General features: G+C 63.3%; 13 protein-coding genes. 8 read left to right on the top strand and 5 right to left on the bottom strand.

From position 1 onward, the window contains the following. The first annotated feature begins 61 nt into the window (after positions 1-61). From ACIPHN_RS02115 to ACIPHN_RS02080, 8 genes are all read left to right on the top strand, one after another. Entirely contained in the window at positions 62-940 is an 879-nt protein-coding gene (locus ACIPHN_RS02115) for an ABC transporter ATP-binding protein (protein ID WP_400432041.1), read from the top strand. 80 nt (positions 941-1,020) lie between these two features. Continuing rightward, positions 1,021-1,935, top strand: coding sequence for a branched-chain amino acid ABC transporter permease (locus ACIPHN_RS02110; RefSeq protein WP_400432038.1), 915 nt, complete (start codon positions 1,021-1,023; stop codon positions 1,933-1,935). 171 nt (positions 1,936-2,106) lie between these two features. Continuing rightward, positions 2,107-3,183 carry a branched-chain amino acid ABC transporter permease gene (locus tag ACIPHN_RS02105; RefSeq protein ID WP_400432035.1) on the top strand — a complete coding sequence of 359 codons (1,077 nt, stop codon included), beginning with the start codon at positions 2,107-2,109 and terminating at the stop codon, positions 3,181-3,183. Positions 3,184-3,271: 88 nt separating this feature from the next. Continuing rightward, a complete protein-coding gene (locus ACIPHN_RS02100) occupies positions 3,272-4,603 on the top strand; it encodes an ABC transporter substrate-binding protein (RefSeq protein WP_400432032.1) in 1,332 nt (443 codons plus the stop codon). Between the two features lie 61 nt (positions 4,604-4,664). After that, positions 4,665-5,525 (top strand): ABC transporter ATP-binding protein, encoded by an 861-nt coding sequence (locus ACIPHN_RS02095; protein WP_400432029.1) that lies wholly within the window; start codon positions 4,665-4,667, stop codon positions 5,523-5,525. Between the two features lie 12 nt (positions 5,526-5,537). After that, positions 5,538-6,809: a phenylacetate--CoA ligase family protein gene (locus tag ACIPHN_RS02090; protein WP_400432026.1), complete on the top strand. Its 1,272-nt coding sequence runs from the start codon at positions 5,538-5,540 to the stop codon at positions 6,807-6,809. Positions 6,810-6,933: 124 nt separating this feature from the next. Next, a complete protein-coding gene (alaC, locus tag ACIPHN_RS02085; protein ID WP_400432024.1) occupies positions 6,934-8,214 on the top strand; it encodes an alanine transaminase in 1,281 nt (426 codons plus the stop codon). Between the two features lie 148 nt (positions 8,215-8,362). Continuing rightward, on the top strand, positions 8,363-8,791 hold the full coding sequence (locus tag ACIPHN_RS02080; protein WP_400432021.1) for a YXWGXW repeat-containing protein: 429 nt from the start codon (positions 8,363-8,365) through the stop codon (positions 8,789-8,791). 86 nt (positions 8,792-8,877) lie between these two features. On the opposite strand, the gene ACIPHN_RS02075 is transcribed toward ACIPHN_RS02080, so the two are convergent. The 5 genes from ACIPHN_RS02075 to ACIPHN_RS02055 form a co-directional block, all read right to left on the bottom strand. Further along, complete coding sequence (locus ACIPHN_RS02075; RefSeq protein WP_400432018.1) at positions 8,878-9,033, bottom strand: hypothetical protein; 156 nt, start codon at positions 9,031-9,033, stop codon at positions 8,878-8,880. A 71-nt stretch (positions 9,034-9,104) separates the two neighbouring features. Further along, positions 9,105-10,232, bottom strand: coding sequence for an alpha/beta hydrolase family esterase (locus ACIPHN_RS02070; RefSeq protein ID WP_400432015.1), 1,128 nt, complete (start codon positions 10,230-10,232; stop codon positions 9,105-9,107). A gap of 106 nt (positions 10,233-10,338) precedes the next feature. Continuing rightward, entirely contained in the window at positions 10,339-11,046 is a 708-nt protein-coding gene (locus ACIPHN_RS02065; RefSeq protein WP_400432012.1) for a glutathione S-transferase N-terminal domain-containing protein, read from the bottom strand. A 9-nt stretch (positions 11,047-11,055) separates the two neighbouring features. Further along, complete coding sequence (locus ACIPHN_RS02060; RefSeq protein WP_400432009.1) at positions 11,056-14,163, bottom strand: EAL domain-containing protein; 3,108 nt, start codon at positions 14,161-14,163, stop codon at positions 11,056-11,058. Beyond that, positions 14,160-15,017, bottom strand: a complete 858-nt coding sequence (locus ACIPHN_RS02055) for a substrate-binding periplasmic protein (RefSeq protein ID WP_400433158.1) — start codon at positions 15,015-15,017, stop codon at positions 14,160-14,162. Before ACIPHN_RS02055 ends, ACIPHN_RS02060 begins: the two co-directional genes overlap by 4 nt. Positions 15,018-15,177: the final 160 nt, after the last annotated feature.

Here is a 15,177-nt window from a genome sequence, read left to right as displayed (position 1 = left end):
GCCTTCTCGTCCCGGGCCACATGCCCGGCCACCAGCGTAGCCCGAACCAGACCATCGCTGAATGAACACGACCATGAAACGACACCTGTCCTCAGAAATCCTCCCCTCGGGGATGCCGCCGGTGACCAGTCCCGACGAGCAGGCGGCTGTCACCGCCAGCGGCCGGCGCATCGGCGAGGTCATCCTCGACCTGCAGAACATCTCGCTGTCCTTCGGGGGCGTGCGTGCCCTGACGGATATCTCCTTCGATGTGCGCGAACACGAGATCCGCGCCATCATCGGCCCCAATGGCGCCGGCAAGAGTTCGATGATCAATGTCATCAACGGCGTCTACCATCCGCAGAAGGGCAACATCCTCTATCGCGGCCAGTCGCGCCGTGGCATGCCGCCCAGCGCGATTGCGCGCCAGGGCATTGCACGTACCTTCCAGAACATCGCCCTGTTCAAGGGCATGACCGTGCTGGACAACATCATGACCGGGCGCAACACCAAGATGCGCTCGGGCCTGCTGTCGAATGCCCTGTGGTGGGGCGCGGCACGCAACGAGGAAATCGAGCACCGTCGCAAGGTGGAGGAGGTGATCGACTTCCTGGAGATCCAGCATATCCGCAAGACGCCGGTAGGGCGCCTGCCTTATGGTCTGCAAAAGCGTGTCGAACTGGCGCGGGCGCTGGCGGCCGAACCCAGCATGCTGTTGCTGGACGAACCCATGGCCGGCATGAACGTGGAAGAAAAACAGGACATGTGCCGTTTCGTGCTGGACGTCAATGACCAGTTCGGCACCACCATCGTCCTCATCGAACACGACATGGGCGTGGTGATGGATATCTCGGACCGCGTGGTGGTGCTGGATTACGGCAAGAAGATCGGCGACGGCACCCCGGACGAGGTGATGGGCAATCCGGAAGTGATCAAGGCCTATCTAGGTACCTCGCATTGAGCGTGCGGCCGGGCAGGGTGGAAATCACAAAATAATATAAATAATAAAAACGATATCGAAGGCGGTAGCAAGGAGACGATATGCAATTCTTTCTCGAAGTGACGCTCAGTGGCCTGCTGTCCGGCCTGATGTATTCGCTGGTGGCGCTGGGTTTCGTGCTGATCTACAAGGCCTCGGGCGTGTTCAATTTCGCCCAGGGCGCGATGGTCTACTTTGCCGCGCTGGCGGTGGTGGGCCTGATGGACAAGGGCATGCCGATGTGGGCGGCCATCATCGGCGCCTTCGTGGTGATGATCCTGGTGGGGCTGGCCACCGAACGTTTCGTGCTGCGCAAGCTGGTCAACCAGCCGCCCATCACGCTGTTCATGGCCACCATCGGCCTGACCTTCTTCCTCGAAGGGCTGGGCCCCTTGCTCTTCGGTAGCGAGGTGCGTCCCATCGACCTGGGCATCGTCGATGAACCGATCCAGTCGGTGATGGACAGCCTCGGTATCGGCCTCTCCAAGTTCGACCTGTTTGCCTCGGGCATGGTGGTGGCCCTGGTGGCGGCGCTGGCGCTGTTCTTCCAGAAGACCAAGGTGGGCCGCGCGCTGCGTGCCGTGGCCGACGATCACCAGGCCGCGCTGTCGCTGGGTATCCCGCTGCAGCATATCTGGGCGGTGGTCTGGGGCGTGGCCGGCTTCGTGGCGCTGGTGGCGGGCTTGCTGTGGGGTTCGCGCAATGGCGTGCAGTTCGCGCTGACCATGACGGCGCTGAAGGCCTTGCCGGTGCTTATCCTCGGCGGCTTTACCTCGATTCCTGGCGCCATCGTGGGCGGGCTCATCATCGGCGCTTCCGAGAAGCTGGCCGAGATCTATATTCCGCCGGTGATGCAGGATGCCTTCGGCGGCAACTTCGGCGGCATCGAAGGCTGGTTCCCTTATGTGTTCGCGCTGCTGTTCCTGCTGGTGCGGCCGGAAGGGCTGTTCGGTGAGCGGCATATCGACCGGGTATGACAGTGGGGCGAAACAATGATGGCGATATGACGCCGTTCGCCCTGAGTAGGCCGAAGGCCGTATCGAAGGGCAGTTTCCGTGATCGGGAGCTTGCGCGCAGGCTTCGATACGCCGCCTGGGGCGGCTACTCAGCCCGAACGGGCTCTTCAATCCAGCAACAAGGAGGATGCAATGCTGTACCGTGAAGCCGGACAATTCAAGACCACTTACCTCGCCGACAGCCAGATCTTCCCGATCCGCCAGGACCGGATCATCTTCACGCTGTTCATGGCCTTTGCTTTCCTGGGCGTGCCCCTGCTGGGCAACGAATACTGGTTCTCGGCCATCCTGGTGCCGTTCCTGGTGTTTGCCCTGGCAGCCCTGGGCCTGAACGTGCTGACCGGATACGCCGGCCAGCTCTCGCTGGGCTCGGCTGCCTTCATGGCCGTGGGGGCTTACGCGGCCTACAATTTCCAGCTGCGCATCGAGGGCATTCCCATCGTCGCCACGCTGCTGCTCTCGGGGGGCTGCGCGGCCCTGGTGGGGGTGCTCTTCGGGCTGCCATCGCTGCGCATCAAGGGCTTCTACCTGGCCGTGGCCACGCTGGCCGCACAGTTCTTCGTGGTGTGGGCGCTGACCAAGTTTTCCTGGTTCTCCAATGACAGTTCCTCGGGCGTGATCAGTACGCCCAAGATCGATTTCTTTGGCCTGGCCATCGACACGCCGGTACGCAAGTATCTCTTCGTGCTGGCCATCGTCAGCGTGCTCGCGCTGGTAGCCAAGAACCTGGTGCGCTCTTCCACCGGCCGCGCCTGGATGGCGGTGCGCGACATGGATGTGGCCGCCGAGGTGATCGGCATCCCGCTGATGCGCACCAAGCTGACCGCCTTTGCGGTGAGTTCCTTCTACTGCGGTGTGGCCGGCGCACTCTACGCCTTCTGCTACCTCGGGTCGGTGGAGCCGGATGGCTTCTCGCTGGACCTGTCCTTCCGCATCCTGTTCATGATCATCATCGGTGGCGTGGGCAGCATCCTCGGTTCCTTCCTGGGTTCGGCCTTCATCCTGCTGCTGCCGATCTTCCTGGACAACGCCTTGCCGCCGCTGGCCGAGCTGTTGCACCTGCCGTTCACTAATGCCACGGTGTCGCATATCCAGCTGATGGTATTCGGCGCGCTGATCATCTTCTTCCTCATCGCCGAGCCGCACGGACTGGCCCGCTTGTGGCAGATCGCCAAGGAAAAACTGCGCCTGTGGCCGTTCCCGCACTGACGCGCCGCATCTTCGATTCAAGGTAGGAAGGGCCGGGACACCGGTGCCCGATAAAAGTCGGCAACGACAACATAAAGGAGACGAGACCATGAAAAGCATGAAGCATCTGAGGCAGCTGGTGCTGGCCACCGCCTGCGCGGCCGGCCTGCTGTCGGCGGCAGTGCCGGCGCTGGCGCAGACTAGCGACCAGTTCATCGCCATCCCCAGCTACCGGGTCGGGCCGTATGGCACCAATGGCCAGTCCTACTATGGCGGCTATGTCGATTACCTGAACTACGTCAATCTCAAGGAAGGTGGCGTCAATGGCGTCAAGCTCTCCTGGGAAGAGTGCGAGACCGAGTACAACAACGCCAAGGGCGTGGAGTGCTACGAGCGCATGAAGAACAAGAATACCGTGACCCACGGCACGGCCATCAACCCGATGGCCACCGGCATCTCCTATGCCCTGATCGACAAGACCGCCGAAGACAAGGTGCCATTGCTGATGATCGGCTATGGCCGCACCGATGCGGTGGATGGCTCGGTGTTCCCATATGCTTTCCCGCTGGTGACGACCTACCAGATGCAGGTCTCGGCCATCGTCAAGTACCTGGCGACCAAGAACGGCGGTTCGCTGGCGGGCAAGAAGATCGTGTTCCTGTATCACGATTCGGCCTATGGCAAGGAACCCATCGTGGCGCTGCAGGCCGAGTCGTCCATCGGCAAGTTCAAGCTGGTGGAGATCCCGGTGGCGCACCCCGGCAACGAGCAGGGTGCGCAGTGGCTACGCATCCGCCAGGAGAACCCCGACTACGTGATCTTCTGGGGCTGGGGCGTGATGAACCAGACCGCGCTGAAGGCGGCGCAGAAGGTGGGCTTCGCGCGTGACAAGATCATCGGTTCCTGGTGGGCCGGTTCCGAGGAAGACACCATTCCCGCCGGCGAAGCCGCCAAGGGCTACCTGTCGGCTACCTGGAACGTGGCCGGCAAGGATGTGCCGGTGATCGCCGATATCGACAAGGTGGTCTACGGCGCGGGCCGCGGCAACATGCAGGACAAGAACAAGCTCGGCTCCATCCTCTACAACCGCGGCGTGTCGGCGGCCATTGCGACCGTTGAAGCGGTGCGCACGGCACAAGACAAGTTCGGCAAAGGAAAAGTCATGAGCGGCGAACAGGTGCGCTGGGGCCTGGAGAACCTCAACATCACCGACGCCCGCCTGAAGGCCCTGGGCGCTACCGGCCTGCTGCCGGAGATCAAGACCTCCTGCGAGAACCATGAGGGTTCGGGCAAGGTCAGGATCCAGCAATGGGATGGCAGCAAGTGGGTGCTGGTGTCGGACTGGATCGAGGGTAACAAGAACCTGATCCACCCGCTGTTCAAGGCCTCCGCCGCCAAATACGCAAAAGAGAAAGGCATCACTCCTGCCTGCATGAAGTAGGCGCTTGCGCCGGTGGCCTTGCACGTCTCCCATGGCTACCGGCGCTTTTTTCGGATTGCGAATGCACATGAACGCCACACCCATTTCGACCGCCGTGCCGGCTGCGTCCAACGCAGCAGCGGGCAAGGCACTGTCGATCAACAATATCGAAGTCATCTATGACCACGTGATCCTGGTCCTGAAGGGCGTCTCGCTGGATGTGCCCGAGGGCAAGATCGTGGCCCTGCTGGGGGCCAATGGCGCGGGCAAGAGCACCACCCTCAAGGCCATCTCCAACCTGCTGCATGCCGAACGCGGCGACGTGACCAAGGGCAGCATCGAGTTCCGTGGCGAGCGCGTGGACCGCATGACCCCCAACGATCTGGTCAAGCGCGGTGTGATCCAGGTGATGGAGGGACGGCACTGCTTCGGCCACCTGACCGTGGAAGAAAACCTGCTGACCGGCGCCTATACGCGCGGCATCAGCAATGCCGAAGTGAGGCAGGAGCTGGAAAAGATCTACGATTATTTCCCGCGCCTGAAGGTGCGGCGCAAGTCGCAGTCCGGCTATACCTCTGGCGGCGAACAGCAGATGACCGCCATCGGCCGCGCCATGATGGCCAAGCCCTCGATGATCCTGCTGGACGAGCCCTCGATGGGACTGGCGCCGCAGATCGTCGAAGAGATCTTCGAGATCGTCAAGGACTTGAACAGCAAGGAGAAGGTGTCCTTCCTGCTGGCCGAGCAGAACACCATGGTGGCGCTGCGCTATGCCGACTTCGGCTACATCCTGGAGAATGGCCGCGTGGTCATGGAAGGTGCTGCCAGCGATCTCTCCGATAACGAGGACGTCAAGGAGTTCTACCTGGGCGTCTCGGCGGCCGGGCGCAAGAATTTCCGCGACATGAAGTTCTATCGGCGCCGCAAGCGCTGGCTGGCCTGAGGGGAGGGCATCATGGCTGATCCCAGGCTGGTGCTGGCAGAACTCGATGCGCTGGAGCGGCGTGATGCCGGGCAGCGCGAAGACCAATTGATGCAGGCCCTACCGCAACTGGTGGCACGCGCACAGGCAGCGCCCGGCTGGGCGCGCATCCTGCAGGGCGTGGAGGCGCAGGCGATCCGTTCGCGCGGCGACCTGGCGCGCCTGCCGGTGACGCGCAAGTCCGACCTGAAGGACCTGCAGACGCACGAGAGTCCCTTCGGTGGCCTCAATACCACACCGGTACGGTCCTTGCGCCGGCTGTTCGTCTCGCCGGGGCCGATCTTCGATCCCGAAGGTCACGGGGCCGACTGGTGGCGCTTTGCCAGCCCGATGAAGGCACTCGGACTGCAGCCCGGACATCTGCTGCAGAACTGCTTTGCCTACCATTTCACGCCGGCGGCCTTCATGGTCGAGGGCGGTGCGGCGCGACTGGGCTGCGGGGTGATCCCGGCCGGCATCGGCCAGACCGAACTGCAGGTCAATGCCATGACGGCCTTGAAGCCCGATGCCTATGTGGGTACGCCGTCGTTCCTGAAGATCATCATCGAGAAGGCGCAGGAAATGGGCGCCGACATCAGCAGCGTGCAGCGCGCCCTGGTCAGTGCCGAGGCCTTGCCGCCGTCGCTGCGCGCCTGGTTCCATGCGCACGGCGTGCCACAGGTGCTGCAACTGTATGCCTCGGCCGATATCGGCAATATCGCCTACGAGACCATGAGCGAGGGGCAGGTCCATCCCGGGATGGTGCTGGATGAGTCGCTGATCCTGGAAATCGTGCGTCCCGGCACGGGCGATCCGGTGGCCCCGGGCGAGGTCGGCGAGGTGGTGGTGACCTCCTTCAATCCCGACTATCCGCTGATCCGCTTCGGCACCGGCGACCTGTCGGCGGTGGTGCAGGGCGTGTCTCCCTGCGGGCGCACCAACACCCGCATCAAGGGCTGGATGGGGCGGGCCGACCAGACTACCAAGGTGCGCGGCATGTTCGTCCATCCTTCCCAGGTGGCTGACGTGGTGCGCCGGCATGGCGACGTGCTGCGGGCGCGCCTGGTGGTCTCGGGCGAGATGGCCAACGACATCATGACCCTGCATTGCGAAGTGGGTGATCCGGCCAATCCGGGCATCGACGTGGGGGCGCTGGCAGGCAGTCTGCGCGACGTCACCAAGTTGCGCGGCGAGGTCTTGCTGGTGGCACCGGGCAGCCTGCCCAACGATGGCAAGGTCATCGAGGACGCGCGCAAGTACGAGTAGCCGTCCCCGATGGCGCAGCAGAAAATCGCGCTTGTGCATCTGCGGCATCGCGCATAGAATCTTTCGCGGAACATTCGTTCCAACGTCGCTCGGACGGTTCCGGGCGCTTACGTGAAAGACCCTCATGACGCAATCCGCAGATTCGCGCGATTCCTCGCGCACGCCTGACGCTTCTTCTTCCTCCGCTTCGTCTTCCTCCGCTGTACCTGCCGAGGCCTTCCCGGTCAGCTTCCCACGTATCGAACGGCTGCCGCCCTACGTCTTCAACATCACTGCCGAGCTCAAGATGGCCGCGCGCCGCCGCGGCGAGGACATCATCGACATGTCCATGGGCAATCCCGACGGTCCCACGCCGCCGCATATCGTGGAGAAGCTGGTGGAGGTGGCGCAGCGCCCGGATACGCATGGCTATTCGTCCTCCAAGGGGATCCCGCGTCTGCGTCGTGCCATCGCGCACTGGTATCGCAGCCGCTACGAGGTGGACTTCGATCCCGACAGCGAGGCCATCGTCACCATCGGTTCCAAGGAAGGCCTGGCGCATCTGATGCTGGCCACGCTGGACAAGGGCGATACCGTGCTGGTGCCCAATCCCAGCTATCCCATCCATATCTATGGCGCGGTCATCGCCGGCGCCAATATCCGCTCGGTGCGCATGAGCCCGGGCGTGGATTTCTTCGATGAGCTCGAACGCGCGGTGCGCGAGAGCTATCCCAAGCCCAAGATGATGATCCTGGGCTTCCCCTCCAATCCGACTGCGCAATGCGTGGAGCTGGAATTCTTCGAGCGCGTGGTCAAGCTGGCGCGCGAGCACCAGATCCTGGTGGTGCATGACCTGGCCTATGCCGATATCACCTTCGATGGCTGGAAAGCCCCTTCCATCATGCAGGTGCCGGGCGCGCGCGAGGTGGCGGTGGAATTCTTCACGCTCTCCAAGAGCTACAACATGGCCGGCTGGCGGATCGGCTTCATGGTCGGCAATGCCCGCCTGGTGGCGGCGCTGGCGCGCATCAAGAGCTATCACGACTATGGCAGTTTCACGCCGGTGCAGGTGGCGGCGATTGCGGCGCTGGAGGGCGACCAGTCCTGCGTGGAAGAGATCCGCGCCAACTACGAGCGGCGCCGCAATGTGCTGGTCAAGGGCTTGCATGAGGCGGGCTGGATGGTCGATGTGCCCAAGGCGTCCATGTATATCTGGGCCAGGATCCCGGAGCCGTATCGCCAGTTCGGTTCGCTGGAGTTCTCGCGCATCCTGCTGGAAGAGGCCAAGGTCTGCGTCTCGCCCGGGATCGGCTTCGGCGAATATGGCGACGAGTATGTGCGCTTTGCCCTGATCGAGAACGAGTCCCGCATCCGCCAGGCGATTCGCGGCATCAAGGCCATGTTCAAGAGCGCCAAGGGCGGATAAGGCAAGACGCCCCGTGCTGCACGATCAAGCCAGCGATGATATCGTTGGCAGCCGCGCCGGCCTGCGTGCCGTTCTTCATGTCCCATGCGGAACCGTAGCGGGCCGGTTGAGGTCTGAAAGTTGTTATCACCCTGATGGATTTGTTGCCATGAAAAAAATAATACTCGCCACCCTGATCGCCGTGTCCGCGGCGTCCGCCCTGGTTCCTGTGGCCCAGGCCCAGGTGTCGGTCAATATCAACATCGGTGCGCCGCCACCACCGCGTACCGAGGTGTTGCCACCGCCGCGTCACGGCTATGTCTGGATCCCCGGATTCTGGGACTGGGATGGTCACCGCCATTTCTGGCGTGAAGGCCACTGGCTGCGCGAGCGCCCCGGCTATGTCTATGCCCAGCCGATCTGGCGCGAAGGCCCGCGTGGCTGGGAGCTCGACCGTGGCGGCTGGCGCAACGGTCCGCCGCCGCGCGAGGAGTACCGCCACGATCATCGCGATGACGACCGCGACCATGACCGTGATCACGACCGTGGTCGTGGCCGCGACTGTCCGCCCGGACATGAGCGTCGCGGCGAGTGCTGATCCGCCGCGATCCCGTCATTTCCGCGCTCAAGTAGAAACGGCCGCCACGTTCAACGTGGCGGCCGTTTTTTCATGCGGTGCAGGGCTCAGGTCTTGTCCATCAGCGCCGAGATGGCGAAGGAGACGATGCCGGCCGTGATGCAGTACACCGCCAGGCGATAGTGGGGAATGAACTTGGTCACGAAGGGCAGCAGGAAATACAGGACGACGGCGATCAGGACGCTGGTGATGAATCTTTTCATTGTGATGGCAAGGAGGATTGAACGCTGGCTCCTATGATAGTGCCATTTCGATGTCGATGGCGTGTACTGTCTCAGCGCGTGATGAAAGGTTTGCGGGGTGGTGCCGTGGGCAGGGTCGCGGCAGGCGCGACCGGCTTGGGCGCGTTCACGGGGGCGGCCGGTGCCGGTGCGGTTGCTGGCTTAATCGGCGTGGCGCCAGGCGGCAGGCTATCGTCCTGGGCCTGTTCGCTGGTGCCGCCGCCATGGGCATTGAAGAAGCTGACGATGGTGCGCGAGGCATCCAGGTTCTGCGAGGTCTTGCCGCCATTGATGATGGGCGCAGCGCCGCCCGGCCAGGCATGGCCGCCGCCCTTGACCTCGTAGAGCACCACGGCCTGCGCATCGCTGGGGCTGTGATAGGTGTACTGGCGGATGGTGGTACCGTCACCTGCGGTGTCGGCGATATCGTTGATGGCCGGCTTGGGATCGGCGCCATCGGCCTTGACCCAGGCTTCGATGGTCTTGGCCACCGAGATGCGCGGCAACTGCGATACCTCTTGCTTGCCAATGCCGCCCATGAAGGGGATGAAGGGATCATCGCTGCCATGGATGTGCAAGACCGGCATGGCAGCCTTGACGGTGTCGGCCGGCACGTCGAGCACGCCGCTGACCACGGCGACGGCCTTGAACAGCTGGGGCGCTTCGACCGCCATGCGGTAGGCCATCATGCCGCCGTTGGAAACCCCGACCAGGTAGACCCGCTCGCGATCGGCCAGGCCCTCGGACACCAGCTTGTCGATCAGTGCGCGCAGGAAGGCCACGTCATCGACCTGGTGCATCTGCGCATAGCCGCAGCAGCCGCCCGAATTCCAGGTGCGTGCATCGATGGCCAGGCCGGTACCGTTGGGGTAGGCGATCATGTAGCCGGCGGCCTCGGCGATCTCGGTCAGGCCGGTGGCGCGTGCCAGGATGGAACCGCTGGAGCCGCTGGCATGCAGCGCGATGATCAGCGGCTGGGCTTCACCCACGCCGCTGCGTTCGGAGAAATAGGTGCGCGAGAGGTTGCCCACGCGCAGGGTCTTGAGCGACAGGTCCACGGCCTGGGCCGGCAGGGCGCTGACCAGGGCCAGCGTGCAGGCAGTGGCCAGCAGCAAACGGACCGGCAGCAAGCGGGACAGCAGGAAAGCGGCCAGGCGGCGCGGATGTAAGCGGTTCGTCATGGCAGGCGTGCGAGCAGTGCGATCGTGGAACATTGCCGCCATGTTAACGCGGGGAGACAAGGAGCGCAAAGCGGATTTACATGAAACCGCCTCGCGCTCGCCAGGATCAGTTGCGGGCCGGGATGGTCAGACCGCGTACCACGGCCGGACGTGCCACGAAGGCTTCCAGTGCGCGCGCTACGTTGGGGAAGTCCTTGAAGCCGACCAGATCGCCCGCTTCGTAGAAACCGACGAGGTTGCGGATCCACGGGAAGGTGGCGATATCGGCGATGGAGTAGTCGTCACCGGCCAGCCAGGCATGCTGGGCCAGGCGCTGGTCCATCACGGCCAGCAGACGGCGCGATTCATTGACGTAGCGGTCACGCGGGCGCTTGTCTTCGTACTCCTTGCCGGCGAAGCGGTGGAAGAAACCCAGCTGGCCAAACATCGGACCTACGCCGCCCATCTGGAACATCACCCACTGGATCACCTGGTAGCGCTCGGCCGCATCCTGGGGGATGAACTGGCCGGTCTTCTCGGCCAGGTACAGCAGGATCGCGCCCGATTCGAACAGCGGCAGCGGCTTGCCGCCGGGGCCGTCGGGATCGATGATGGCAGGAATCTTGTTGTTCGGGTTCAGCGACAGGAACGCCGGCGACATCTGGTCGTTGGTCTCGAAGCTGACCAGGTGGGCTTCGTAGGGCAGGCCGGTTTCTTCCAGCATGATCGAGACCTTCACGCCATTGGGCGTGGGCAGCGAGTAAAGCTGGATGCGATCGGGGTGTTGCGCCGGCCATTTCTGGTCGATGGCGAAGGCGGACAGTGCATTGCTCATGGCGGATTCCTATGCGGCAGAAAATTGGGGATCGAATTCCTGCGCGAATTTCTCGAAAGCCTCGATGGCGACCGGACGGCAGAAGAAATAACCCTGGTAGGCATGGCACCCGGCATCGGCCAGGAAGCTGCGCTGGGCATCGGTCTCCACACCTTCGGCGATGACGCCAAGGCCCAGGCTCTGGGCGAGGTTGACGATGGTCTTGGCGATCGAGGCATCGTTGGGATCGACCAGGACATCGCGCACGAAAGACTGGTCGATTTTAAGCTGATTCAGCGGCAGCCGCTTGAGGTAGGACAGGGAGGAGTAACCGGTGCCGAAGTCGTCCAGCGAGAACTCCACGCCATAGGCCTTGAGGGCGAACATCTTCTGGATGATGTCTTCGACGTTGTCTACCAGCAGGCTCTCGGTGAGTTCCAGCTTGAGGCGGCGCGGATTGGCGCCAGTCCGCTCGATGGTGTCGAGCACGGTCTGCACGAAATCGGGCTCGCGCAATTGCGGCGCGCTGACGTTGACGGCAATGCTCAGGTGTTCGCTGTTGGGCTGGCCGGCCCAGGTGGCCAGCTGCTTGCAGGCGGTCTCCAGCACCCAGTTGCCCAGCGACAGGATCAGTCCGGTTTCTTCGGCCAGCGGGATGAAGTCGCCCGGCGGCACCATGCCGCGCTGCGGGTGCTGCCAGCGCACCAGCACTTCGGCGCCCGTCACGCGGCCGCCTTCGACGATCTGCGGCTGGTAGTGCAGCAGCAACTGGTCGCTGTCGATGGCCTTGCGCAGGCCGGCTTCCAGCGCGGCGCGTTCCAGCACGGCGGTCTGCATGGCCGGGTCGAAGAAGCGCAGCGCATTGCGGCCGGTTTCCTTGGCCTTGTACATGGCCAGGTCGGCCTGTTTCATCAGCTCATCCACCGAGGCCGCACGGCCCAGGAAGACGGTCGCACCGATACTGGCGGTGGTGCGGTATTCGACATCGTCGAGCTGGTAGGTCGCGCCCAGCGCGGTCAGGATCTTCTCGCCCACGGCGCGGGTCTGGGTGGCGGCTTCCTGCTGATGTTCGTTGAGGCCCTCCAGCACCACCACGAATTCGTCGCCACCGACGCGGGCCACGGTATCGTTCTCGCGCACATTGGCCACCAGCCGCTGGGCCACCTGCTTGAGCAGCGTATCGCCCTTTTCGTGACCGACGGTATCGTTCAGGGTCTTGAAGTGGTCCAGGTCGATGAACAGCAGGGCTGCACAAGTCTTGGTGCGCAGCGAGAGGGCAATGGCCTGCTTGAGACGGTCCAGCAGCAGGGTGCGGTTGGGCAGGCGGGTCAGGGCATCGAAGAAGGCCAGCTCGCGGATGCGTTCCTCGGCCAGCTTGCGGTCGCTGATATCGTGATGGGTGCTGACGTAGTGGGTGACCTGGTCATCCTTGTTCTTGACAGCCGAGATGGTGAGCCATTCGGGATAGACTTCGCCGTTCTTGCGGCGGTCCCAGATCTCGCCCTGCCACTTGCCGAAGCGCCGCACGCTCTCGCGCATCTCCTGGAAGAACGCCGGGCCGTGGCGGTCCGAACGCAGCAGGTTGGGGTGCTTGCCGACGATCTCTTCGGCGCTGTAGCCGGTGATCTCGGTGAAGGCCTTGTTCACGCGCAGGATCTTGCTGTTGGCATCGGTGATGAGCATGCCCTCGCGCGAGTCGAAGGCCACTGCCGAGATGCGCAGTTCGGCCTCGATCTGCTTGCGGTCGGTGATGTCGCGGCTGCTGGTGCGGAAACCCGTGAAGGCGCCATGCGAATCGGTGATGGGCGCCGAAGACAGGGCCAGCCAGAACACCGAGCCATCCTTGCGCACGCAGCGGAACTCGACATCCTCGCGCTTTTGTCCATCCATGCAACGGGCCAGCTCGGCGCGGATGCGGCGTTCGTCATCGGGATGGACGATGGTGCCGATGAAGTCCTTCATCTGCAGGCATTCCTCGACCGAGTAGCCGGTGTAGTCGCGCACGGCATGGTTGATCCAGCGCGGGCAGCCATCCAGGCCCCACCAGACTTCCCAGTTGACGGTGCAATCGGCAATGGCGCGGAACTGCTCTTCGCTGGCGCGCAGTTCGGCCGTCATCTTCTGCGCCAGGCGCATGGCGCGCACGCGACTGGACATCATCAGCCAGGCCAGCAGCGCCAGTGTCACGCTCATGGCGATGCCGGTGGCAGCGATGAGGCGCTCGGCATTGCGACCGAACTGGGCGGTGAAGCCGTCGGTGGTGTGCATGGACAAGGTCCAGTTGTGGTTGGCCACCACCAGGTATTCATTGGCCGACAATTGCGCCGGCAAGACCTGGGTCGCTTCGCCGGTGGAGTGATACATCAGCATGGCAGGCTTGGCCTCGACGCCATCGTAGAGCGCGAAGGCGATGCTGCGGGTACTTTCGCCATAGAGGCTGGCGATGACATCGTTCATGCGGAAGATCGCATGCACCCAGCCGATCAGGCTGGCACGGCGCTGCGCAATGGTGCCCTGGGGCTTGCCGCGCTCGTAGAGCGGCAGGTACATCATGAAGGCCGGATATTCGTGGCCATCGATGCTGGGCATGTCGACCTTGCCGGAGATGGTCGCGATGCCCGAGTCACGCGCCTTCTCCATGGCAGCGCGACGCACCGGGTCGGACCACTGGTCGAAGCCGAAGGGCAGGCGGTTGCGGCCCACGTAGGGTTCGCGCAGGATGGTGGGGGCATAGGCCTCGCGCTCGCCGGTGGGGCGGACCTGGTAGTCCGCGATCCCCTGGCGTGCCATGCGCGCCAGATGGGCCGGCATGGCGGCGGCGGGAATCCATTCTTCAATGGAGATGGCCTGGATGCCCGAAAAATTGGCGTCCAGGTTCAGCGCATTGACGTAATCGCGGAAGTTGCCACGATCGATCGTGCCGGTGGCCGAGACCAGGCCCTGTACACCGTGCAGCATCTGCTCGTAGGAGGCCATGCGCTGCTCGATGCGACTGACGGTCTCGCGTAGCACGGAGGCGAATTGCGAGTGCAGTTCCTTGTTGGCGGCGTCGCGTTCGTGGTCCCAGGCGGTCCAGGTGACGCCCAGTCCGGTAGCCAGGATCAGCAGGGGGAGCAGGATCAGGCGTATCCAGTTCACGGTTTGCTCTGGAATTCAACCATGGCCGCTGCCAGTTCTGCGCTGAAGTACTTCTGGAAGATACGCAGGACAGTGCCGTCGGCCAGCATGCCGTTGACCAGTGCGCGCCATTTTTCCTGTTCGGCAGGCGGCAGGGCCTTCCTGGACATGATCATGCCGTGCAGCACGGAGGGGTCGTCGAAGCTGATGACGCTGGTGGCTTCACGGATGCGCTTTTCTTCCACCACCGGGTAGTCGAAGGGCTCCATGATCATGCCCTGGATGCGATTGAGCAGCAGGGCGTCGTAGAGCGGTTCCAGGCCACCGGCCTGGCTGACGCGATTGGCGGCGCTCAACTGGTCCACCATGCGGTTGGCATTGGTGCTGTAGCGGAAACTGCGGATCACGCCCAGCTGGAAGTGTTCGTTGCGGGCTACGTCGGACAGGCGGGTGATGCCGGCATCCTTGCGTACCAGCAGGTAGTACTTGTTGCTGAAGTACCAGGCGAAGGCCGCGTACTTGTCACGTTCGGGGTTGGTGATGCCGGAGAGGCTGAAGTCCAGCGCACCCGATTCGATCAGTTGCCAGATACGCGCACGCGACATCAGGCTGACATTGACCTTACAACCGCTGCGACGGATCAGCTCGTCCGAGAAATCCTTGTCGATGCCGGTGTCGGTCGCGGCCGAATAGAGCAGGCCATGGTCATGCAGCGCCAGCGTATAGGTACGCGAGCAATCAGGACCGTCAGATCCGGCGGTGCCGGCAGCGAAACTGGTGGGGGAGGCAAACAGCGCAATGACCAGCGAGGTGACGCCCGCACAGCAACGGACTGCGCGATTGCGAATGAAATGACTGAAAATACCGCCCCCTATTTGTACTCCACCATATGGACACGGCGTGAATGGGGCGAAGGATCTCGCTGCCTGGATTCGTGCTCGTCGTGCCTCCTTGCATGGCGCCGTCGTGGCGCTACGCTCGATCTGATTGTCTGATGCCCAGATTGCGAACTGGTATGACCATCCAGCTATTTCG

Source organism: Herbaspirillum sp. NPDC087042 (assembly GCF_044745245.1).
Lineage (GTDB): Bacteria > Pseudomonadota > Gammaproteobacteria > Burkholderiales > Burkholderiaceae_D > Herbaspirillum.
The sequence above is the reverse complement of the archived record's forward strand: the minus strand, read 5'-3'. Positions and strand labels throughout refer to the sequence as shown.

What these genes read in the sequence shown, in the direction of transcription:
- ACIPHN_RS02115 (WP_400432041.1), top strand. Translation starts at nt 62, where the DNA reads ATGAACACGACCATGAAACGACACCTGTCCTCAGAAATCCTCCCCTCG.
- ACIPHN_RS02110 (WP_400432038.1), top strand. Translation starts at nt 1,021, where the DNA reads ATGCAATTCTTTCTCGAAGTGACGCTCAGTGGCCTGCTGTCCGGCCTG.
- ACIPHN_RS02105 (WP_400432035.1), top strand. Translation starts at nt 2,107, where the DNA reads ATGCTGTACCGTGAAGCCGGACAATTCAAGACCACTTACCTCGCCGAC.
- ACIPHN_RS02100 (WP_400432032.1), top strand. Translation starts at nt 3,272, where the DNA reads ATGAAAAGCATGAAGCATCTGAGGCAGCTGGTGCTGGCCACCGCCTGC.
- ACIPHN_RS02095 (WP_400432029.1), top strand. Translation starts at nt 4,665, where the DNA reads ATGCACATGAACGCCACACCCATTTCGACCGCCGTGCCGGCTGCGTCC.
- ACIPHN_RS02090 (WP_400432026.1), top strand. Translation starts at nt 5,538, where the DNA reads ATGGCTGATCCCAGGCTGGTGCTGGCAGAACTCGATGCGCTGGAGCGG.
- alaC (WP_400432024.1), top strand. Translation starts at nt 6,934, where the DNA reads ATGACGCAATCCGCAGATTCGCGCGATTCCTCGCGCACGCCTGACGCT.
- ACIPHN_RS02080 (WP_400432021.1), top strand. Translation starts at nt 8,363, where the DNA reads ATGAAAAAAATAATACTCGCCACCCTGATCGCCGTGTCCGCGGCGTCC.
- ACIPHN_RS02075 (WP_400432018.1), bottom strand. Translation starts at nt 9,033, where the DNA reads ATGAAAAGATTCATCACCAGCGTCCTGATCGCCGTCGTCCTGTATTTC.
- ACIPHN_RS02070 (WP_400432015.1), bottom strand. Translation starts at nt 10,232, where the DNA reads ATGACGAACCGCTTACATCCGCGCCGCCTGGCCGCTTTCCTGCTGTCC.
- ACIPHN_RS02065 (WP_400432012.1), bottom strand. Translation starts at nt 11,046, where the DNA reads ATGAGCAATGCACTGTCCGCCTTCGCCATCGACCAGAAATGGCCGGCG.